At 54.2% G+C, this 20,819-nt stretch carries 24 protein-coding genes; 12 read left to right on the top strand and 12 right to left on the bottom strand.

What is annotated here, in order from left to right:
- Positions 1-10: 10 nt before the first annotated feature.
- From yczE to O3S68_RS11720, 7 genes are all read left to right on the top strand, one after another.
- Positions 11-622 carry a membrane protein YczE gene (gene yczE, locus O3S68_RS11750; protein ID WP_020456788.1) on the top strand — a complete coding sequence of 204 codons (612 nt, stop codon included), beginning with the start codon at positions 11-13 and terminating at the stop codon, positions 620-622.
- A gap of 133 nt (positions 623-755) precedes the next feature.
- The gene (locus O3S68_RS11745) at positions 756-1,301 is read left to right on the top strand and encodes a GNAT family N-acetyltransferase (RefSeq protein ID WP_045509194.1); all 546 of its coding nucleotides are present in this window, start codon (positions 756-758) and stop codon (positions 1,299-1,301) included.
- Positions 1,302-1,535: 234 nt separating this feature from the next.
- Complete coding sequence (locus tag O3S68_RS11740; protein ID WP_017459970.1) at positions 1,536-1,787, top strand: hypothetical protein; 252 nt, start codon at positions 1,536-1,538, stop codon at positions 1,785-1,787.
- The gene (locus tag O3S68_RS11735) at positions 1,784-2,002 is read left to right on the top strand and encodes a hypothetical protein (RefSeq protein WP_020456790.1); all 219 of its coding nucleotides are present in this window, start codon (positions 1,784-1,786) and stop codon (positions 2,000-2,002) included. Before O3S68_RS11740 ends, O3S68_RS11735 begins: the two co-directional genes overlap by 4 nt.
- Positions 2,003-2,258: 256 nt before the next feature.
- Positions 2,259-3,338 (top strand): LacI family DNA-binding transcriptional regulator, encoded by a 1,080-nt coding sequence (locus tag O3S68_RS11730; protein WP_269231564.1) that lies wholly within the window; start codon positions 2,259-2,261, stop codon positions 3,336-3,338.
- 105 nt (positions 3,339-3,443) lie between these two features.
- Positions 3,444-6,518 (top strand): beta-galactosidase, encoded by a 3,075-nt coding sequence (locus O3S68_RS11725; RefSeq protein ID WP_269231563.1) that lies wholly within the window; start codon positions 3,444-3,446, stop codon positions 6,516-6,518.
- Positions 6,519-6,578: 60 nt separating this feature from the next.
- Positions 6,579-6,932, top strand: a complete 354-nt coding sequence (locus O3S68_RS11720) for a DUF1428 domain-containing protein (RefSeq protein ID WP_020456793.1) — start codon at positions 6,579-6,581, stop codon at positions 6,930-6,932.
- 8 nt (positions 6,933-6,940) lie between these two features.
- On the opposite strand, the gene O3S68_RS11715 is transcribed toward O3S68_RS11720, so the two are convergent.
- Entirely contained in the window at positions 6,941-7,486 is a 546-nt protein-coding gene (locus tag O3S68_RS11715; protein WP_097406268.1) for a flavin reductase family protein, read from the bottom strand.
- Positions 7,487-7,529: 43 nt separating this feature from the next.
- Positions 7,530-9,089 carry an EAL domain-containing protein gene (locus O3S68_RS11710; protein ID WP_269231562.1) on the bottom strand — a complete coding sequence of 520 codons (1,560 nt, stop codon included), beginning with the start codon at positions 9,087-9,089 and terminating at the stop codon, positions 7,530-7,532.
- Between the two features lie 99 nt (positions 9,090-9,188).
- On the opposite strand from O3S68_RS11710, the gene O3S68_RS11705 reads away from it, so the two are divergent.
- Positions 9,189-9,905, top strand: a complete 717-nt coding sequence (locus tag O3S68_RS11705; RefSeq protein WP_045509184.1) for a GntR family transcriptional regulator — start codon at positions 9,189-9,191, stop codon at positions 9,903-9,905.
- Positions 9,906-9,907: 2 nt separating this feature from the next.
- On the opposite strand, the gene O3S68_RS11700 is transcribed toward O3S68_RS11705, so the two are convergent.
- Positions 9,908-11,107: an enolase C-terminal domain-like protein gene (locus tag O3S68_RS11700; RefSeq protein ID WP_269231561.1), complete on the bottom strand. Its 1,200-nt coding sequence runs from the start codon at positions 11,105-11,107 to the stop codon at positions 9,908-9,910.
- A 276-nt stretch (positions 11,108-11,383) separates the two neighbouring features.
- On the opposite strand from O3S68_RS11700, the gene O3S68_RS11695 reads away from it, so the two are divergent.
- Positions 11,384-12,754, top strand: a complete 1,371-nt coding sequence (locus O3S68_RS11695; protein WP_269231560.1) for a PTS transporter subunit EIIC — start codon at positions 11,384-11,386, stop codon at positions 12,752-12,754.
- 2 nt (positions 12,755-12,756) lie between these two features.
- On the opposite strand, the gene O3S68_RS11690 is transcribed toward O3S68_RS11695, so the two are convergent.
- From O3S68_RS11690 to O3S68_RS11675, 4 genes are read right to left on the bottom strand one after another with little or no spacing between them, the layout of a single operon-like run.
- A complete protein-coding gene (locus O3S68_RS11690) occupies positions 12,757-13,416 on the bottom strand; it encodes a methionine ABC transporter permease (protein WP_165501864.1) in 660 nt (219 codons plus the stop codon).
- Positions 13,413-14,204 carry a methionine ABC transporter ATP-binding protein gene (locus O3S68_RS11685; protein WP_020456800.1) on the bottom strand — a complete coding sequence of 264 codons (792 nt, stop codon included), beginning with the start codon at positions 14,202-14,204 and terminating at the stop codon, positions 13,413-13,415. The genes O3S68_RS11690 and O3S68_RS11685 overlap by 4 nt, the downstream gene beginning before the upstream one ends.
- On the bottom strand, positions 14,201-15,007 hold the full coding sequence (locus tag O3S68_RS11680; protein ID WP_269231559.1) for a MetQ/NlpA family ABC transporter substrate-binding protein: 807 nt from the start codon (positions 15,005-15,007) through the stop codon (positions 14,201-14,203). Before O3S68_RS11680 ends, O3S68_RS11685 begins: the two co-directional genes overlap by 4 nt.
- Before the next feature lie 22 nt (positions 15,008-15,029).
- Positions 15,030-16,058, bottom strand: a complete 1,029-nt coding sequence (locus O3S68_RS11675) for an isopenicillin N synthase family dioxygenase (RefSeq protein WP_269231558.1) — start codon at positions 16,056-16,058, stop codon at positions 15,030-15,032.
- A 261-nt stretch (positions 16,059-16,319) separates the two neighbouring features.
- On the opposite strand from O3S68_RS11675, the gene O3S68_RS11670 reads away from it, so the two are divergent.
- Positions 16,320-16,580, top strand: a complete 261-nt coding sequence (locus O3S68_RS11670) for a type B 50S ribosomal protein L31 (RefSeq protein ID WP_017459984.1) — start codon at positions 16,320-16,322, stop codon at positions 16,578-16,580.
- Between the two features lie 3 nt (positions 16,581-16,583).
- Entirely contained in the window at positions 16,584-16,724 is a 141-nt protein-coding gene (gene ykgO / locus O3S68_RS11665; protein WP_025263710.1) for a type B 50S ribosomal protein L36, read from the top strand.
- Here the strand turns inward: ykgO and O3S68_RS11660 are convergent.
- A complete protein-coding gene (locus O3S68_RS11660; protein ID WP_020456803.1) occupies positions 16,721-17,422 on the bottom strand; it encodes a GNAT family N-acetyltransferase in 702 nt (233 codons plus the stop codon). The two genes, ykgO and O3S68_RS11660, sit on opposite strands and share 4 nt — an antisense overlap.
- A gap of 100 nt (positions 17,423-17,522) precedes the next feature.
- Here O3S68_RS11660 and pdxR point away from each other — a divergent pair, with 100 nt between their 5' ends.
- Positions 17,523-18,971 (top strand): MocR-like pyridoxine biosynthesis transcription factor PdxR, encoded by a 1,449-nt coding sequence (pdxR, locus tag O3S68_RS11655; protein ID WP_269231557.1) that lies wholly within the window; start codon positions 17,523-17,525, stop codon positions 18,969-18,971.
- Here the strand turns inward: pdxR and O3S68_RS11650 are convergent.
- The 4 genes from O3S68_RS11650 to tomB form a co-directional block, all read right to left on the bottom strand.
- The gene (locus O3S68_RS11650) at positions 18,937-19,416 is read right to left on the bottom strand and encodes a YlaC family protein (RefSeq protein WP_045509168.1); all 480 of its coding nucleotides are present in this window, start codon (positions 19,414-19,416) and stop codon (positions 18,937-18,939) included. The two genes, pdxR and O3S68_RS11650, sit on opposite strands and share 35 nt — an antisense overlap.
- A gap of 100 nt (positions 19,417-19,516) precedes the next feature.
- On the bottom strand, positions 19,517-20,083 hold the full coding sequence (maa, locus tag O3S68_RS11645; RefSeq protein WP_020456806.1) for a maltose O-acetyltransferase: 567 nt from the start codon (positions 20,081-20,083) through the stop codon (positions 19,517-19,519).
- Between the two features lie 76 nt (positions 20,084-20,159).
- Entirely contained in the window at positions 20,160-20,378 is a 219-nt protein-coding gene (locus tag O3S68_RS11640) for an HHA domain-containing protein (protein ID WP_017459990.1), read from the bottom strand.
- 23 nt (positions 20,379-20,401) lie between these two features.
- Positions 20,402-20,776, bottom strand: a complete 375-nt coding sequence (gene tomB, locus O3S68_RS11635; protein WP_045509164.1) for an Hha toxicity modulator TomB — start codon at positions 20,774-20,776, stop codon at positions 20,402-20,404.
- Positions 20,777-20,819 lie beyond the last annotated feature (43 nt).

Raw genomic sequence — 20,819 nt, 5'->3', positions numbered from 1 at the left:
GAGAAAAATAATGCTGCGTCGATTAATTCAACTGTATACAGGTCTGGTTCTGTACGGCGTTTCTACCGCCATGTTTGTACGCGCGGATCTGGGCGCGGACCCATGGAACGTCTTTCATTTAGGCATAATGAAATTGTTATCGCTGGATATTGGTACGGTGATGATCGTGACCGGTGCGCTGGTGCTGCTACTGTGGATCCCGCTGCGCCAGCGGCCCGGATTAGGAACGATCAGTAATGTGATTGTATTAGGTCTGGCCGCCGATGCTGCGTTGTCGCTGATGCCGGTGCTGGATTCGCTGGTGGCTCGCGGCACCTTACTGGTTTGCGCCGTGGTAGTGAATGCCATCGCGACCGGAATGTATATTGGCGCGGGGTTTGGTGCCGGGCCGCGTGATGGGTTAATGACCGGTATTCATGCGCGCACCGGCTGGTCGGTGCGGACTATCCGCACGGCGATTGAAGTTTCTGTGCTGTTTATCGGCTGGCTGCTGGGGGGAACCGTTGGCGTGGGCACGGTGGTTTACGCACTGGCGATTGGCCCGCTGATCCAGCTTTGCCTGCCGTGGTTTCGTCAGAAACCAACGCGAAAGCCTGAGCCACAAAGCGAGCCAGCCTTATAAATGTGTATTCACTGCAATGCGCTGCGCCATTCACCCCCTCAATTTTGGTGTTGAGCGGGCGGTTTACTTTATAAAACGACCAGGGGATTCTGGTGTAACAACATCCGTTGGCGTTGAAAAGGAGTGATGGTCAATGGCAACACCCGAGCTCGAAACCGCAAGACTTCTTCTCAAGCCGCTGGCATCGGAAGATGCCACGCAAATTCAGCGTATTTTCCCGCGCTGGGAAATCGTGCGCTACCTGATAGCCAGTGTGCCCTGGCCCTATCCGGAAGGTGCCGCGCAGCATTATGTAGATAATGTTGCGCTGGCGGCAAACCGCGCAGGGGAGGGCTGGTTTTGGACGCTGCGTCGCAAAGCAGACCCGACAGAGTTGATGGGGGTTATTTGCTTAATGAATACGCCAGATAATAACCGGGGTTTCTGGCTGGCACCGGAGTGGCAAGGGCAGGGCTATATGACGGAAGCTTGCCATGCGGTGAATGATTACTGGTTCAATGTGCTCGATCGCGATGTGCTGCGCGCACCGAAAGCTGTGGCGAATGCGCGTTCGAAAAAGATTTCTGAACGTAGCGGAATGCGGCTGGTTCGCTGCGAGAAAGGGCAATACGTCTCCGGAGAACTGGACACCGAGCTTTGGGAGATAACGCGCGACGAATGGAATAATTTTCACCGCTGAAACCTGTCAGCCGCAGGAGGCTGGCAGGTTATTTAAATTTCATTGTCGATATATTTATTTACGCAGGTTTATTTGTCATTTAAATGACATATTAATTTAATATTTTTGTCATAATTCTTAGGCAGATTAATCTAGGGTTTTTTTAAGTTGTTATAATTCTGAAATATATTTCTGGATCAGTTCCATAAGTTCGTGTATTAATTAGCATGTTTATTCACACAAGAAGGGATAATCATGGCCAGTGCTGTATTAAACGTCAAAATTGATGAAGCGCTAAAAGAGAAACTTCGTCATTACGCAGAAGTAAATAGTGAAAATCTCGGTACCGCGACAGAAAAACTGTTGCTGCTGGCTTTTCAGGCTGCGGAAGAGGCGGGAGTATCGGAAGACGACATTGATAACCAGCATACCGAAGAAGAGAGTTCTACTCCGTTAACTCCTAAAGAAATTAAAGCGTTACGTAAACTTCTGAAGAAGAAAAAATGAACCAACAACTGCTATCAACCGCCAGCAACTATGGCGAAGCCTGTGAGCTTCTGCGCTCAGGTTTTGTTAAACAAGTTCGTCTGGACTGGAATATCGGAAGTGATGAGTTTTTTCGCATCGCATCAGACTGGTGCGACGCCGGAGCGAAAATTAAAAAAGAAGGGCACAGCTTTATTATTTCGATAAAAGGCTTCCCGATCCCGCGTCAGCAGTAATGTATTTGTCATGAAACTGTCATTTTAATTGCATTAAAAAATGTGATGGTGGTTTCATAATAAAAATACGTAACCATCTCAAATGCACATTACGGATGATGTTTCCGACGAGCCTTTTGTGGCTCGTCGCTATTTCTTTTCCCGCAAAATATCCTTCAACTGTATTTAGCCCCGTCTGGTATTTTCTCCGAAGCGCTCACAGGCGCTGACCGGCAAACCGGGTATACTGGAAAACTGTTTGCAGCCGGGAAGCGCTATGAAAACCATCACTCTTTATGATGTCGCCAGCCATGCGGGCGTCTCTTACCAGACCGTTTCGCGCGTGATTAACGATGCGGCACATGTCTCGCCAAGGACGCGCGAGAAAGTGCTCGCTGCAATGGCGAAACTGCATTACATCCCCAATCGCGGTGCTCAGCAACTGGCAGGTAAACGCACAAAAACGCTCGGTTTGTTGACGACCGATCTGGCTTTGCATGCGCCATCGCAAATCGCGTCGGCGGTAAAATCCCGCGCTGGTCAGGCCGCGGCCAGCGTGATCATCTCTATGCTGGAGCAGCACGATGCAGCCAGCTGCTCGGCTGCCTTACAGGAACTGCTGGCGCAGCGCGTTGAAGGCGTGTTGATCAACGTGCCGCTTGATGATGCGCTGGCGCAGCAACTCGCGGCGCAGGCGGCACCCACGCCTGTGTTGTTCCTGGATGTTGGCGAGACGGCCGCGGTGAACAGCCTGGTGTTTGATGCCATGCAAGGCGCGCGGCTTGGCGTAGAACATCTGCTGGCGCAGGGGCATCGTCAGATTGCGTTACTCGGCGGGCCGCAGACTTCGGTTTCCGCGCGCACCCGCTTTGCTGGCTGGCTGACGGCGCTCCAGCAGGCAGGGCTTACGCCTTGTGCCAGCGCGCACGGTGACTGGAGCGCGGCTTCCGGTTATGAAAAAGCGCACAGTTTGCTTGCGGGCAACCAGTTACCCGACGCGGTGCTGGTGGCAAATGATCAAATGGCGCTTGGCGTTATTCGCGCCTGCGTCGAGAAAGGAATTGATGTGCCGGCGCAAATCTCGGTGGTGGGTTATGACGATACCGCCGATAGCGCCTGGTTTTCCCCACCGCTCACCACTATCCGTCAGGCATTTAAAGAGGCCGGGGAGCGAAGCGTCGACTGGCTACTCAGCCCGTCAGCTCAGGGCGATGTCACAGGTCAAACGCGGCTGCCGGTGATGCTCATCGAACGTCACTCCACCGCGCCAGCCCGGCAACAGAAACTGAGCGGTGAAACCCTTGCCAGACGCTTAAACGAACTGGCGCAGCAGATTGCGATGCTGGATCGCCGTTAACACTTTTGTGATCCCCTTCGCTTTGATCCTGCTACCGGCTTTACCTGTGGTGAAAAATGCGTCATTGTGCCGTTAATTGTGAGCGCTTCGCAAAATGAGGTTTTTATGTCTGCTTCCGCGTTAAATTCGCTTCTCTCCCGCCGCGACTGGGAGAACCCGGTCCTCACGCACTGGCACCGTTTACCCGCGCATGCGCCGATGCGCAGCTGGCGCGATGAAGTCTCTGCGCGTGATAACGCGCCATCGCCCGCACGCCGCTTACTCAACGGTCAATGGCAATTCAGTTTTTTCGCTGCGCCAGAAGCGGTGCCGGCAGGGTGGATCGAGGAAGATTGCGCTGATGCGGTGGTAATGCCAGTCCCTTCAAACTGGCAAATGCAGGGTTTCGATACGCCGATTTATACCAATGTCACTTACCCGATCCCGGTAAATCCTCCGTTTGTACCACAACAAAATCCGACCGGTTGTTACTCGCTCACATTCGAGGTGAGCGAATCAGAGCTGGTGCACGGGCAAACCCGTATTGTTTTTGACGGGGTGAACTCGGCTTTTTATCTGTGGTGTAACGGGCAATGGATCGGCTACTCACAGGACAGCCGCCTGCCTGCTGAGTTTGATTTAAGTCAGGCACTGAAGGTCGGAGAGAACCGGCTGGCGGTGATGGTGCTGCGCTGGTGCGATGGCAGTTACCTGGAAGATCAGGATATGTGGCGGATGAGCGGCATTTTCCGTGACGTTTCTCTACAGCGTAAGCCCGTCACGCACATTGCCGACTTTCACCACGTTACGCAGTTAAATGCGGAACTGACTCACGGGCAGTTGCAGGTTTATGCCCGGCTTGCAGGCGATTTTACCGATTGCCGCGTCGCTTTTGCGTTATGGCGAGGGGAAGAAAAAATCGCCGAAGCGCAACAAACGCCGGGTAGCGCAGTGGTTGATGAGCGCGGATGCTGGGCAGAGCGCCTGAGCGTCACGTTGCCGGTGGCTTCTCCATTGTTGTGGAACGCCGAAACGCCGCACCTTTATCGCCTGACGCTAACACTGCTCGACGCACGGGGAAATGTACTGGAAGTGGAAGCCTGTAATGTCGGGTTCCGCCAGGTTGAAATCAGCAACGGCTTGCTGAAACTTAATGGAAAACCGTTGCTGATCCGTGGCGTTAACCGCCACGAGCACCACCCGGAAAACGGGCAGGCGATAGATGAAGCCACCATGCGTCGCGACATTGAGCTAATGAAACAGCATAACTTTAATGCGGTGCGCTGCTCTCACTATCCCAATCATCCGTTGTGGTATCAGCTGTGCGATGAGTACGGTTTATATGTGGTGGATGAAGCCAATATCGAAACCCACGGTATGGTGCCGATGAGCCGTCTCGCTGACGATCCACTCTGGCTTCCGGCGATGAGCGAACGCGTAACCCGCATGGTGCAACGCGATCGTAACCATCCATCGATCATCATCTGGTCGCTGGGAAATGAGTCGGGGCATGGTGCCAACCACGATGCGCTCTATCGCTGGCTGAAAACCACCGATCCGACGCGCCCGGTGCAGTATGAAGGTGGCGGGGCGAACACCGCCGCGACCGATATTATTTGCCCAATGTATGCGCGCGTTGACCAGGATCAGCCATTTCCGGCGGTGCCGAAGTGGTCAATCAAAAAGTGGATCGGTTTGCCGGATGAAAACCGCCCGCTGATTTTATGTGAATACGCCCACGCGATGGGCAACAGCTTCGGCGGCTTTGCCAAATACTGGCAGGCCTTTCGCGCCGCGCCGCGCTTGCAGGGCGGTTTTGTCTGGGACTGGGTCGACCAGGCGCTAACGAAAAAGGACGAGAACGGACAACCGTTCTGGGCGTATGGCGGTGACTTTGGCGATACGCCAAATGATCGACAGTTCTGTATGAATGGGCTGGTTTTCCCGGACAGAACACCGCATCCGGCGCTGTATGAAGCGCAGCGCGCCCAGCAATTTTTCCAGTTCAGCCTGCTGAGTACCCAGCCGCTGGTTATTGAGGTTGAGAGCGAATACCTGTTCCGCGCTGCCGATAACGAGTCCCTGCGCTGGCGCGTGGAGCGTGATGGCGAGGTTCTGGCACAGGGAGAAACGGCACTCGATATCGCGCCGCAAGGAAAACAGAAAATTGCGCTCACGCTCCCTGAACTGCATGCGGCCCCGGGAGATGTATGGCTGAATGTCGAGGTTTACCAGCGGGCGGCAACGCACTGGTCGGCGGCGGAACACCTTTGCGCGTGGGATCAGTGGCGTTTACCTGCCCCGCTGTATAGCGCGCCGCGCGTGGCAAGAGGTGCGCGTCCGGCGTTGCAGACGAGCGAGCTGGATTACACAGTCAGCGCTGGTCATCAGCGCTGGCAGTTCAGTCGCCAAAGCGGCAACCTGGTGCAGTGGTGGCGCGATGAGCAACCGACGCTGTTAACGCCGCTCACGGACTGCTTTGCCCGCGCGCCGCTGGACAACGATATCGGCATCAGCGAAGTGACGCGCATTGATCCCAACGCCTGGGTAGAGCGCTGGAAAGCGGCTGGCATGTATGACCTGCACGCGCAGTTGCTCTATTGCGAGGCGGAAGAGGGGGCAGCAGACGTTGTTATTCATACGGGACATTGCTGGGTGGGCGCGGGAAAAACGGTGTTTATCAGCTATAAGCGCTGGCGCATTGATAGCCACGGTGTATTGCACGGTGACGTGGAGGTACAGGTGGCAACCGATATTCCGCCACCGGCGCGTGTCGGTCTGGTTTGCCAGCTCGCAGAACTCCATTCGCAGGCAAGCTGGTTAGGGTTAGGGCCGCATGAAAACTACCCCGACCGTAAACTGGCGGCGCGCCAGGGTTTGTGGACATTGCCGCTTGCTGCGCTGCATACGCCCTATATTTTCCCCGGCGAGAATGGCCTGCGTTGCGATACGCGCATGTTGCGCTATGGCGCGCATCGGCTGGACGGCGATTTCCACTTCTCGCTGGGGCGCTACAGCGATAAGCAACTGCGCGAAACCACACATCATCATCTGCTGCGTGAAGAGGCTGGTTGCTGGCTGCATGTTGATGCGTTCCATATGGGAGTCGGCGGCGATGACTCCTGGAGCCCAAGCGTGTCGGCAGAGTTTATTCTCAACACGGACAAGGTGCGTTACGCCTTTTGCTGGCGGCAAGACTAAACTTATAGGGCCTGATGCGGCGGGGGTGTCCTGCCGCACGGCCACTTCGGAGATCAACTCATGAAGTATGTTGATGGTTTTGTGGTTGCCGTGCCGGCCGATCAAAAAGAGGCCTACCGCCAGTTGGCAGCAAAATCTGTCGCGTTGTTTAAAGCGTATGGCGCCACGCGGATTGTCGAATGCTGGGCGGACGATGTTCCCGACGGTAATTTCACAGACTTTCGCATGGCCGTGAAAGCTGAAGACAACGAAGAGGTCGTCTTCAGCTGGATTGAATATCCATCAAAAGAGATACGCGACGCCGCGAATCAGAAAATCATGGCTGACCCGCGGATGCGCGAGCTGGGCAACGAGATGCCCTTTGACGGCAAGCGTTTGATTTACGGGGGCTTCGTTCCCATTCTTGACGAATAAGTGGCCGCTCAGGAAACTTTGGTAAACAGCGCCTTGCGCTCCAGCACGTCGCCATCAGTACGGAATACTCCCCCACCGACATAATGCAGGGTTTGCGGCCACTCCGGCTGGGGGTTAACCCGTGCGGCAACCACTTCAAAAATAAAGAAGTTGTAGTTATCCACCATCGCGTCATCGTAGAGCCGGCACTCGAACTGCCCGAAACACTCTTTTATCGACGGTGCGCTGACCTTGTCGCTTTTTTCTGCCGTCAGGCCAAATTTCGCGAACTTGTCGACGTCATCGCCGGTGCAGTTACCGATGCGTGAAACGGTATCAATCATGCTGGCTTCCGGCAGATTAATCACACATTCACCGCTCTGGCGAATACGCGCAAAACTGGCGTTTCCCGCTGAAATCATGCAGCCCACCAGCGACGGCGTAAACTCCAGAATCGTGTGCCAGCCCAGGGTCATAATATTGTTTTGCCCTTGCCAGTGGCTGCTGAGCAGTACCACCGGGCCGGGTTCCAGCCAGTGCCGGACATCATGCAGCGGCCAGGATTGCTTTTTCATCATGCTTCCTCCGCGTGTTAAACCACTTTTAACAGTAGCAAAACTAGGCGGCGCGCAGGTTGTTTTCCGCCCACTGAATAAACGCGTCAGGCGGCAGCGCTTTGCTGTAGAGCCAGCCCTGGCCGTACTCCACGCCATACTTCTTTAGCCACTGAAGCTGGCCTTCGGTTTCAATGCCTTCTGCCACCATCGCCAGCCTGAGCGCTTTCGCCATATCGATGATGTGCGGCGTTACGGCTTTGTACTCCAGCGCATCGACAAACGATTTGTCGATTTTGATGATGTCGACATCCAGATTTTGCAGATAGCTCAGGCTGCAATAGCCGGTGCCAAAGTCATCAATGTAAATTTCGTGTCCGGCGGCGCGCAGCGCACTGATTGCCGGGCCGCTCACCGCCGGATCGGCGAAACCGCGTTCGGTGAGTTCAAGGGCGATTTGTGTTGGCGAGAGCTGCCACTGGGCGATGAGACGCGCCAGCAGATCCGGCAGTGTGGGATCAAGCAGATCCGCCGGCTCAAGGTTAATCGAAATATGTTGATCCGGGTGTTGGTGCAGCCAGGATCCGAGGGTGGAAAATACGGTTTCGACCACCAGTTTGGTCAGCTGCGGCATCAGGCCGCTGTGCACCGCCAGCGGAATAAAAATATCTGGCGCAAGGTAACTGCCATCTTTCTGCCGCCAGCGTGCCAGCGCCTCCGCGCCGACTATCTTGCCGTTATCGAGCTCAACAATCGGTTGAAAAAAAACGGTAATTTCGCGTCCGTGAATGGCGTCCTGCAACTGCGCGCGCGGTGAATGCAAACGGCGCAGCAGCCTTAACATGACAAAAGCGAGCAGCAGGCTTACCAGCAAGCCGAGTGGCAACCAAATCATCAGTAACCGATGCCAGTTTTTTTCCAGCGGCGCAATCGCCATCCAGGTAACAATTGCCAGCCCCATGTCCGCATCGCGCTCGATCCGGTAGACCTCGCCATTGGTAATGATGCGCGTTGGACCCTGCTGGTTTATTTGTGCCAGCCTGGCCGCAGTCAGCCGGGGGCTTCCGGCAATGCGCTGGTGCGTTTTGGTATTGATAAGCGCGATATAAACGGGGGCGGTGCCATGCGACAAAATATCAATAAACGACGTCGGATCGACCATCACCACATAGTGCGCACTGCCGATTGCGACCATATATTTCGCCAAACCCAGATCGTTGTGGCGAGTCAGCCAGGCGCGAAAGCCATCGGTGGTGATCTTCCCGGGCTCGGGAAAAGGCGGAATATGGCTGTCGGCTTGTAGTGATGAGCAGATCGGTTGCAGCCCGTTCATATAAAGAACTTCGCGCACATAGCGCCATGAATAAGAAATACGCCGCATCGTCAACAAATGTTCTGGCGTACAGGGCGCGCCATCGTAGGCATCCAGCTCACGAAGCGCGGCTTTACTCTGGTTGATGACGCGTTGGGTACGCATTTCTGCCAGCGTAGAGTACGCGTCCAGATCATTCATAAAGTTTTCTTCAGCCTGGCGGTGACTCATCCAGATACTCAGGCTCACCGGCAGGAAAATGGCGAGCACCAGAGCAACTGTCGCAAGACTCATCAGTCGTCGGTTGGTCATGATCAAAAATCCTTCTTTGATACTGATAAACGAGGAGTATCTTTTAGCCGCTGATGTTATAACACGCGGCAGCGATTGTTTTCTTTCAGGAAAGAAAGGATGAAGAAAAAAGAGTTTGTGACCCAGGATTTGCTAAGCAAAATTTATCAAATCAGCGCGCCTGGTCCGCGCAAACTCCCGCCTGAACGCCAACTGGCTCAGGAGTATGGCGTCTCGCGCTTTACTATCCGACAGGCGCTGGAAAAACTCGCGAGTATTGGTGTGGTGAATATTGTGCAGGGTTCCGGCATCTGGATTAACGAGCAGGCGCGCAGCAATCCGCTGGTTTACAACTCCATCACCGAAAAGCGTTTTGATCAGATTCGTTTTCGCATGATTAGCCTGCATAAAAAGCGCCCGGACCGCGATGAACAGCAAATCTTTGGCCTGAACGAAGAGAGCTTTATCTGGCAATTTTGCCGCCTGCGGTTTGTCGACGAACAAGCGGTACAGATTGAGATTTCCCGCATGCCGGTGGAAGGGTTTGCCGATCTCAACCAGCAGGTCATTGAACGTTCGATCCAGCAGTATGTGCTGGGCAAAGGCTACCGGATCTCACATCTCCTGACCACCTACCGGGCGGTGAGCGTGAGCCGCGAACAGGCGGTGCTGTTGGGCTGTAAAAAGGGCAGCCCGGCAATGCATATTAGTAACCGCGGTATCCTGGAAGGCGGGCAGGTGTATGAGATCAGCGACATTATTGATATCAACTACACCTGTACGTATGTCATTCCGCATAACCGCGAAAACCTCACCTTCCGCCAGGGTGGTGGCTGACGTTACGGCGTGTGGATGGCGCCATCGGCAAGGCGGCTTTGCGTCCACTCATGCGGGCGATAGATGCCAGGGTGCGCCAGCGCTTGCTGCTCGTCGAAACTGACGCCAATGCCCGGTTTTTCCGGCGCATAGACGAAGCCATCTTTGACTTCCGGCGCGCCAGGAAACACCGCGTCTGTGCTGGCGGAGCGGGGGATATACTCCTGGATCGCCGCATTATGCAGGTGAATATTCAAATGCGTATTCACCGCCACACCAATGGGCGTCATATCTCCCGGCCCGTGCCAGGCCAGCCGTACGCCGAATGCCTGGCACAGAATCGCCAGTTTTAATGCCGGTGTGATGCCGCCAATCTGCGAAATGTGGCAGCGGATGAAATCGATGCGGCGATTGACAATCAACTCGTGCCACTCTGCCGGGTTGTTAAACAACTCTCCCATCGCCAGCGGCGCACTGCTGTGCTGGCGCACTTGTTCCAGCCATGCGCTTTGCGCTGGCGGCAGAATATCTTCAATAAAATAAGGCTGATACGGCTCAAGCTGCTTTGCTAACTGCACCGCTTGTTGCGGGAATAAGCGCTCGTGAACATCGTGCAGGATCTGCAAGCGATAACCATATTTTTCCCGCAACGCTTTAAACATCGCCACGGTGTTGGCCATGTACTCCTGCTGATCAAAATAGGCGCCGGTCGTGGGATTTTCCGGCGTATGCAGTTGCGCGGGCGTGCCGCCGTAAAAACCGAGCTGGCAGCGAATGTGGCGATAGCCCTGAGCCGCCAGCTTGTCGACGGCGGTGAATAATTCTTCCAGCGTTTCGCCACTGGCATGGCTGTAGGCGGCGATAGCATCCCGTGATTTCCCGCCGAGCAACTGGTACAGCGGCATGCCCGCCAACTGACCTTTGATATCCCACAGCGCCATATCAACGCCGGAGATGGCGTTGTTCATGATCGGGCCGTTACGCCAGTAGGCGTTAACGTTCATCATTTGCCAGAGATCTTCAATGTTGTTGGCATCACGGCCTATCAGCAAGGGTTTCAGATATTCATCGACCAGCGTTTTCACCGCCAGTGGGCGTTGCTGGAAAGTGGCACAGCCGTGCCCCGAGATGCCTTTATCGGTTGTCACCCGCACTACCACCAGGTTGTGGCGGTCGGGCCGGGTGATAAAACATTCGATATTCTGGATAAGCGTGGGCGTCACGGGAACTCCTTTACAACGTGAGATAAGCAAGTGAGGGCTATTATCTTCACCTTAATTTTGGCGAAAGGTAAACTGTTTTGTGGAATAAATTTTTTGGTCAGTTATTGCTTCCTTTTTTAATTAAAAACCAAACCAATTTAAGGTTTGTTGCGTTTTTATGGCTTGTTGATTGGTAATTGTGATGCGATTCATATTTTATTGGTTTGTTTTAAAATTTGGCTTTCTCTACCATTTGAGGCAATGAGTAAAACGACAACACATCCGGCAGGAGTTTTTATGGGGACGCAAGAAGCCATCGGCAATATTATTCGCCTGGTGGGCGGACGGGATAATATCAACAACGTCTGGCACTGCATGACACGCTTACGTTTTGATCTGATCGATGATGACAAAGTGGATCAGAACGAAATTAAAAAACTGCCGGGCGTGCTGGGCGCACAGCTGCAAAGTGACCAGTTCCAGATTGTGATTGGTCCAAAAGTGAATAGCTGGTACGAGCAACTACTGGCCATGCTGGGTAAGGCACCACAACATGCGGCAGGGCAGGGGAAAGCGCGCAAAAGCCTAGTGTCGATGTTTATGGATACGGTATCTGGCGTGTTTGGGCCGATTGTGCCCGCCATTGCTGGTGCCGGGATGATTAAAGGTCTGCTGGCCGGGTTGATTGCGCTAAAAGTGGTATCGGCGAAAAGCGATACGGTGATGGTTATCGATCTTATCGCCAGCGGTGTTTTCTATTTCCTGCCGTTTTTCCTTGCGGTTTCGGCGGCAAAAATATTCAAGACCAATGAATATCTCGCAGCGGCGATTGCCGCTTGCCTGATGTATCCGTCGCTGATTGAGGCGGCAAAAGCGCTGGCAACACATCAGGATGGCGCGGTCAGCGCGTTCTGGTTGCTTAATGCGCTGCCAGTGTCGGTGTTTAACTACTCGGCCAGCGTCATCCCGGTTATCTTCTCGATCCTCGCGTTAAGTTACATTCATCGCTGGGTCGATAGCATCATGCCTGATGTGTTGAAAACCGTTTTTACCCCAACATTGACGCTGTTTCTCGGCGCGCTGGCGGCGCTGGTGGTGATTGGCCCGATTGGTATTTACCTGGGCAAAGCGCTGGCGTGGTTTATTGAAGGGCTGTTTGGCGTGTCGGCGAGTTTTGCCGGGCTGATTGTCGGCGCGATTCGCCCGGTGGCGATCCTCACCGGGATGCATCACGCGATGACGCCGATTGCCTTACAGAACTTTAGCGAGCGCGGCTACGACATGCTAATGCCGATGATGTTTATGGCAAACATGGCGATTGCCGGGGCGACGTTTGCTATCTGGCGGTTGAGTAAAAACCGCCAGGACAAAACCGTTACGCTGTCGGCGGCTATCTCCGCGCTGCTGGGGATCACGGAACCGGCGCTGTTTGGCGTACTGACGCGCTACAAAAAAGCCTTTATCGCCGCCACCGTCGCAAGCTCGCTGGCCTCTGCGTTCATCGCCTTCTTCGGCGTGCGGCTGTATGGCTATATTTTGTCGAGCATTTTCAGCCTACCGGCCTATATTGGCCCGTACTTTGTCTTTGCGGTTTCAGGTGTGATCATCGCGCTTGTCCTGTCGTTTGTGCTGACCACCTTGCTCGTGGGTAAAGAGGCGCAAGAGTAACCTTATCGTCGGTGCGCCAGGCGGCGCACCAGCCTGTCGCCCGCCATTTGTACCCCTTGCACCAGCGCCACCAGAATCACCACTGTGCCGACCATGACCTGATCGTTGAACCGCTGATAGCCGTATCGAATCGCCAAATCGCCAAGACCGCCGCCGCCAATTACGCCAGCCATCGACGAGAAACCTATCAGCATAACGATAGTAAGCGTGATACTCGCCAGCAGGGTGGGTAACGCCTCCGGCAGCAGCGCTTTGGCAATCACATGCCACAGATTACCGCCCATCGAAAGAATGGCTTCAATACGCCCGTAATCCACTTCATCGAGCGCGTTTTCCGTTAACCGTGCGAAGAAGGGAAATGCGCCGATAGTCACCGGCACCACGGCCGCCGTGCTGCCAAGCGTGGTACCAATCAGCGCGCGGGTAAAAGGGATGAGCGCAATCAGCAGCACAATAAAAGGCAGTGAGCGGCCAAAGTTAATCACCGCACCCAGCAAGGCATTCAGTTTTGGCATTGGTGCCAGCCCGTTACCGCGGGAGACAAATAACAGCACGCCGACGGGCAAACCGATCAGTACGGTGAAAAATGCCGCCAGCCCAACCATATAAATCGTCTCCAGCGTGCCGTTAAGCAGCAGCGGCCAGAGATCGTCCCAGCTCATGCGACCACGCATAACGGCCTCCCGTTAAAACCATGGCGGGCCAAAAACGCCTGTTCGGCTTTTGGATCGTGCAGTAGCGCCTGGCGCAGTTTTGACCACGGCGCGACCAGCAAATCGGCGATTTTTCCGCTCTCGATAAGCTCGCCATTTTCCAGCAGCGCGGCGTGATCGCACAGGGTTTTCACCACTTCCAGCTCGTGGGTGATCAGCACTATGGTGAGCTTCAGTTTCTGGTTGATATCTGCCAGCAGCTCAAGCACAGACGCGGTGGTTTGGGGATCTAACGCGCTGGTGGCTTCATCGCACAGCAGCACGTCTGGCCTTGTCGCCAGCGCGCGGGCGATACCGACGCGCTGTTTTTGCCCACCGGAAAGCTGCGAGGGAAAGGCATCGGCTTTTTCACTCAAGCCGACCAGCCAGAGCAGCTCTTCGACGCGCGCCTGGCGCTGCGCTTTTGCGACACCGGCAATTTCCAGCGGCACGGCAATATTGTCGGCCACTGTGCGCGCATGCAGTAAATTGAAGTGCTGGAAAATCATGCCGGTGCGCAGGCGATGCTCGCGTAATGCCGCTTTGTCTAACTGCGTGATGTCGTTGCCGTTGATAATAATGCGGCCCGCCGTGGGCCGCTCCAGCAAGTTAAGGCAGCGAATCAACGTGCTTTTGCCCGCGCCACTGCGCCCAAGGATGCCGTAGATCGCCCCCTTCGGTACGCTCAGCGAGACCTCTTTCAGCGCCGGTCGGCCTGTTCCGGCATAGGTTTTGCTCAGCCCTTCAATCTCTATCATGACTGCGGTGCGACCGGAATTACCGAGCCGTTATATTGCTTACGGATAAACTCCGCCACCTGCGGCGAGGTGAGATCTTTCGCCAGCTCTTTGATGCGCGGATCGTTAGCCAACTGCGGGTTGGTAACCAGAATATTGGCATACGGGTTGTGGTTCGCGCTCTCCAGGCCGAGCGCATCTTTCGCCGGGGTTAACCCGGCTTCCAGCGCGTAGTTACCGTTTATTACCGCCATATCGACATCATCCAGCGAGCGTGGGATCTGCGGCGATTCGATCTCAAGGATCTTCAGGTGTTTTGGGTTTTCGGCAATATCTTTCGGTGTTGCCAGCGTAGTTGCCGGGTCGGTGAACTTACTGTTGAGTTTTATTAATCCCTGCGCTTGCAGCAGAAACAGCGCGCGACTCAGGTTGGTGGCGTTGTTCGGTACGGCTACGGTGGCGTTATTGGGCAGCGATTTGAAATCTTTATATTTGTGCGAGTAAATACCCAGAGGTTCGATATGTACCGTCGCGGCAACCGCAAAGGTTTTGCCCAGCGCTTTTTCCTGATCCTTCAGGTAAGGAACATGCTGGAAATAGTTCGCATCGACGTCGCCGTTCGCCAGCAGTTCGTTGGCGTTAGCACCACTGGTTAGCTCGACAACTTGCAGATCCAGTTTTGGGTCGATCTTTTTGATGTAGTTGAGAATTTCTGCGTGTGGTACCGGGTCGGCAGCAACGCGCAGAGCGGCAGCCTGGGCGGAAGACCAGGCCAGTGAAAGAGACAGTGCAACCCCTGCCAGAGTGAATGCGGCATGTTTCATGATGTGTGTTCCTGTGTTGTTATTAGACGATCAGTTGTTCTGTGCGTTCGCGCAGCACATCGCGGTAATAGCGTTCCGCCACATCCGGGTGGGAGCGCAGACGCCCTTTCAGGTAGTTCCATCCCACGTCGCGCAGTAGCGGATTTTGTGGGGCGCTCTCTGGCCCGCGCGCTTCCTGTGCCAGCTCAGGTGGCAGTGTGTAAAGCGGGACGACGGCATCCAGTTGCGCGCCGAGGAAGAAGGCGATAGAGAGGCGCTGCTGGCCGGCCGGGGGCGATACCACGCGATGCACGGTGGCGCGCAGATAACCGTTTGTCGCCAGCTCTAGCAACTCGCCAATATTGACCACAAAGCTGCCTGGCAGCGGTAACGCATCGATCCAGCGGCCGGGTTCGATTTCGACCTGCAACCCTTTTTGCTCGTCCTGCAGCAGGAAACTGAGGAAACCCGAATCTTTATGAGCGCCGACGCCCTGTGAGCTCTGCGTGTTTTGCTGGCCTGGATAGCGGATCAGTTTGATGTGTTCGTTGGGCTTGCTGCCATACAACGCATCAAAGGCGTTGGCTGGCAGGTGCAGTGCTTCGGCAAAGGCGCGCAGCAAGGTGATCGCCATGTTGGTCATTGCCTGTTGCCAGTTAAGCAGGGCGGGTTTTAGCGTCGGCTGCGCCGTTGGCCACAAGTTTGGGCCTTGTAACCGTCGCCAGCGCGGGTCATTTTCACTGAGCTGCAAAGCCGGGCGTTCCGCGCCAATATCAAACTGTTCGCGCCAGTCAGGCTGCCCGCGGGTGATTTCTGATGCTGCGCGGTTGTAGCCGCGAAAATGCGGAGAGTGGATCATCGCCACTTGCTGTTTTTGCGCATCAGAAAGCGCGAAAAATTGCCGGGCTTCGTGCTGGACAGCCTGCTGTAGCGCGTCATCGACGCCGTGGTTAATAAGGTAAAAGAAGCCGATATCGCGCGCGGCATGGCGCAGGTCGGCAAGAAAGGTGTCGCGCTCAGCGCGTTGCGTATAGCGGGCGAGATCGAGAATAGGCAGTGTTGTCGCGGTCATTGTGGTCTCCGGGGACGTTAAAAAGATGTCGGTTCTGGCTCAGGGTTCGGCGGCAACAACAGCGCATTTTCTTTTCCTCACATTTTGGGTGTCGTCACAGCTTGCCTTATGACAAACACTTCAACCAATAACGTTCTTTTCTAATTTATGACCGAGCAGGATCATGTGCTTTTGCAAAAAACGCATAACGCGGAATGCTTGAAATGGGCAAATAAGTTCGATAGACTTTTGTTATGTTATAACAAAACAAAAGAGCGAATAATGAGACCTGATATCCACCCCCATTACCGTACCGTTGTGTTTCACGACACCAGCGCCAATGAGTATTTCAAAGTGGGTTCGACCATTAAAACGGACCGCGAAATTGAACTGGAAGGCGTGACGTATCCGTACGTCACGATTGACGTCTCTTCCGCTTCGCACCCGTATTACACCGGTAAACAGAAAGTGATTGCTAACGAAGGCAGCGCGGCGCGTTTCCAGCAGCGTTATGGCCGCTTTTTTGCCGATAAAAAGGAGTAAATGATGCAGGTGCTGAATTCACTACGTAGCGCGAAGCAACGCCACCCTGACTGCCAAATCGTTAAGCGCAAGGGGCGTTTGTATGTGATTTGCAAATCTAACCCGCGCTTCAAAGCCGTGCAGGGTAAAAAGAAAAGACGCTAAGCGCGAAGCGATGCCAGGGAATAACGCTGCTTGCCGTCAGCCGTGAAATTATCGGCGGCAAGCCAGCGTTGCAGCGCGCTATCCACGGCAGGCCATTCACTATCAATAATTGAAAACCAGTCTGTGTCGCGGTTATGGCCTTTACTCACCAGTGCCTGACGAAAGCGGCCTTCAAACTGAAAACCTAAGCGCAGCGCGGCCTGGCGTGAAGGTTCATTCAGACTGTTGCATTTCCACTCATAGCGGCGATAGCCAAGCGTGTCGAAAACGTAGCGCATCAGTAACCATTGGGCTTCTGTCGATGCCGGGGTACGGCTTAGCAGGGGCGAAAAATGCACGCTGCCCACTTCCACCACGCCGTTTTTTTCATCAATGCGCATCAACGATAAGCTGCCAACCGGCAAACCGGTTGGCTTATCGATAACGGCAAAATGCAGCGGATCGCGAAGGTCGCATACGCTGGTGACCCACGCGCTAAATGCGGCTTCATCCTGCTCGGGTTCGCGCAACAACCATGTCCAGCTACGGTTGTCGCCTGCACGTTGATGCGCCTGAAACAGCGCGGCGGCGTGTCCTGGTTGCAAGGGTTCGAGACGACAATAATCGCCTTTCAGCACTACGCGCTCGGGGAAAGGTCGCGGCTGCCAGCCCGGCAGCGCTGCACCGATCGGCTGTTGATACACGTTGAATGCGTTCATTTGTGGCTCCTTTTGATATGCCGCCAGCGTAACGTGGTACTGGTTCCATAAAAAGATCCATACCGCTATAGTCTTATGGGGCCACGATTGAGAGCGTGTAATGAACATTCCGGACGATGAGTTATATGCGCTACTGCGCCAGCCGCTGGCGGCGCGCGTGGGAGTGACGCGGCAGCGGACGCTTTATCTGGCGCTGCGTGATGCGATACGTAATGGCAGGTTAAAATCGGGCAGCCTGTTGCCGGGTTCGCGCGTACTGGCGCAGGCGTTGGTGCTTTCGCGCAATACCGTTAACACGGCGCTTGAGCAGCTGGCGGTGGAAGGATATGTATTGCGTGACCGGCAAGGAACGCGTGTCGCTACACTGACAAGTGTTGAACGTTCACCGCAGACGCCGCCACCGGTCAGGCTGGCGCGCGGCGTACAACAGCTACCCGGCGGTGTTCAGCGTAATTCACCCGCGCTGGCATTCACTCCCGGCATTCCCGCCGCCAACTATTTTCCGCTGGCTATCTGGCGGCGTCTGACGGAGCGAGTATGGCGCGACGAGGGCAACACGTTGCTGAATTATGGCGCGTCTGCCGGTGAACTGCGTCTGCGCGCGGCGATTGCGCGCCATCTGGCGATTTCCCGCGGTATTCATTGTGACGCCGAACAGATTGTGATCACTGAAGGTGCGCAGGAAGCACTGATGTTGTGTGTGCGTTTGTTGTGCGATGCCGGTGATGAAGCGTGGGTGGAAGAGCCTGGTTATGGCGGTGCAAAAACCGCGTTTTTATCGGCGGGGTTAAATGTCACGGGAATCGGTGTCGATAACGAAGGTATGCGGCTGGATGTGAAGGCAACTACGCCGCGCATTATTTACACCTCGCCGTCGCATCAATATCCCTTAGGCCAGGTGATGAGTGCAACCCGGCGACTGGCGTTGCTGGATTATGCCCGTCGTGCGGGGAGCTGGATTATCGAGGACGATTATGACAGCGAGTTCCGTTATCCGGGCGAGCCTATTCCCGCGATGCTTGGCATGGTGGTTCATCCGCCGGTGGTCTATATCGGGACATTCAGCAAGACGCTGTTTCCATCGCTGCGTATTGGCTTTATGGTCATGCCGCCCGCCCTGGCGCAGGTTGCTGCGCCGGTTATTGGTAGTTTATTACGCGGGGGCCACCGGGCAGAGCAACTAACGCTGGCGCGTTTTATTGAAGAGGGACATTACACGCGCCATCTGGCGGCGATGCGGCGTCTTTACCGCAAGCGGCAGGCACATTTGCTGGAGGCGTTACACAGCGAAATGCGGGTTGATCATCATGTATATGGTGGCGGCGGTGGGCTGCATTTAGCGTTGTCGATTCCGGGGATTGACGATCAGGCTCTTGTTCGCGAAGCGCATCAACTCCAGCTTGCGCCGCATGCATTAAGCCGTTTCTGGCTTAAGCAAAACGCGGCATCAAGTGGGCTGGTATTGGGTTACGGTAATACCTCCGCCGCGCGGTTTCCGGCGGCGGTAAGTGCACTTAACCGGCTGATTGTGCGCCAGCAGGGCGGGTAAGAGTGAAAACATCGTAAAAAGAGAGTTCGCCTTTACGCTCAACCATTTTCCGTAGCTGCGCTTTGTGTTCCTCGTCTACACTCGGCGAGTGAAGAATGGCCTCAATCAAACCATCAGGTACAAAACGGGTGTTGTACCACTCGCCGTTATAACAGACGCGAAAATCGAGAACATCGATATCGTCGTAGTTGTAGCGCGGATATACATCGAAAAAGAAAAAGCCGTTTAGCACGATGAACAGCACAACCAGCAACCATACCGAACCGGAGAGGGTTTCGGACTGCAGCATCACGGCGAGCGTAGCCAGCCAGGCCAGATACATGCCGATAAACAAGCCAGGATGTTTGCGGATAAAACTGATACTGAAGCGCGGCCGGTTATCCCGTTTCTCGCGCTGATTTATCTCTTCAATCGTTTCGGTGAGCAGCCGCTGTATCTCTGTCATCTTACGCCTTTGTTGATACTGTTTTGCAGGTGGACAGCCTATTTTAAGTTGCCACCATGTATGAAAAAAGTAACAGTTTCAGCACAAAAAACGATAACAGTTACCGCGCGGCGGGGGGCAATGTTTTGATGATCTGCGCCGGGTTACCGCCGACGATCACATTGGGTGGTACATCTTTGACCACAACCGCACCGGAAGCAATCACGGCGTTATCCCCGATTGTGACGCCAGGATTAATCACCGCTCGCCCGCCAATCCAGACGTTATGACCAATGGTGACGGGCTTTCCATATTCAATGCCGCTTATGCGTTCAGCGGCATCAACCGGATGCGTTGCCGTGTAAATATGCACGCCAGGTGCCAGCATGCAATTGTCGCCGATGTGAATAGGGCAGACATCGAGCATCACGCAATCAAAATTAGCGTAAAACGACTTACCGAGGAAAATATTGTACCCATAGTCACAGCGGAAACTGGGTTCAATGTAAGCATCTTCACTTTTACCAAGCAGATCTTTGAGAATGGCTTTGCGTTCAGCTTTTTCCTCAGGGCCTGAATGGTTATAGCGATGAAGCAACTGCCGGGCGCGCAGACGGTCGGCACGCAAGGTTTCATCAGACGGGCGGTAGGGTAGGCCGGCTGTCATTTTTTGTTTTTCATCATTCATTGGGAGCGGATACACCTGTCACCAAGGTTGAACGCCATGTTGCGGTAGAAAAATCTTCGATAAACATTCAGGATAATTAGCGCACAAACTTCCACACGGAGGAGGGGATTTTGTCATAAAGCTTATTCATGGTCAGTTCTGCCAGACGATGATCCGCTGCTGAATAAAACACCGCGAGTTCCTCGTCGGGGAGTTCATATTTATTTTTTTCAATTACACGTTCAAGGGTATCAATTGTCTGACAGCGTCTTAAACGCATCAAATAATCAATTTTTGTTAATGGTTTTTCGGACATACCTTCACCTTAGTGTTGAAAAATTAACAAGAGTGGCTAACAGGATTAGCCTTGCTTACATTGACGAAACTGCGGAACAATTTGTTACCTGTTTTACGCCATTTCTGTAAGTCGTGTGTATTTATGCCATAGCTACTGAACAACATAAACGTATCGTCGAGGTATTCGTCTATCTGTTCAATCAGCTTATTATCTTCATTGTACTTAATTTTATAATTAAGTGCGAAAGTGGCTATGTGTTCTATCAGCTCGTTTAACTGCAAATTGATTGCTGAAGTAGGATCGTTAACCCACCCATGATGGCTCTCTTCAAGATTTACGAGGCAATCATGGTACAACGTTTCGCAGAGAAATTTGAGCTGCGCAATATCATGCCTTTTCGGCGAGTATTCGTCCATAACGCATCCCCTTCTGAGTGGTAATTTTTTTACTAACCAAACG

The sequence above is a fragment of the Kosakonia sp. SOY2 genome (genome assembly GCF_027109175.1).
Classification (GTDB): domain Bacteria; phylum Pseudomonadota; class Gammaproteobacteria; order Enterobacterales; family Enterobacteriaceae; genus Kosakonia.
The sequence above is the reverse complement of the archived record's forward strand: the minus strand, read 5'-3'. Positions and strand labels throughout refer to the sequence as shown.